Source organism: Streptomyces sp. XY431 (genome assembly GCF_001279805.1).
Lineage (GTDB): Bacteria > Actinomycetota > Actinomycetes > Streptomycetales > Streptomycetaceae > Kitasatospora > Kitasatospora purpeofusca.
The window spans coordinates 1-327 of record NZ_LGDO01000376.1 but is presented as its reverse complement, the minus strand read 5'-3'; the positions used below and the strand labels follow the sequence as shown (position 1 = coordinate 327).

Below are 327 nucleotides of genomic sequence, written 5' to 3'. Positions count from 1 at the left end.
GGCCGTTGCTCGCACCGTCCTGGTTCACCGCCGAGCCACGCACCACCGCCAGCACCGGATGCCCGTTGCGCCGCGCGTCCGACAGCCGCTCCAGCAGCACCATCCCCGTGCCTTCGCCGAAGGCCGTGCCGTCGGCCGCCGCGGCGAAGGACTTGCAGCGGCCGTCCGGGGCGAGTCCGCCCTGTCGGCTGAACTCCACGAACAGTTCGGGGCTGCACATCACGTTGACGCCGCCGGCCAGGGCCAGCGAGCACTCGCCGGACCGCAGCGCCCGTACCGCGAGGTGCAGCGCCACCAGCGAGGACGAGCACGCCGTGTCCACGGTGA

At 73.4% G+C, this 327-nt stretch carries 1 protein-coding gene; it reads right to left on the bottom strand.

The window, feature by feature from the left end:
* A partial coding sequence (locus tag ADK60_RS26705; protein ID WP_199839768.1) for a beta-ketoacyl synthase N-terminal-like domain-containing protein occupies window positions 1-327 on the bottom strand: 327 nt, incomplete at both ends.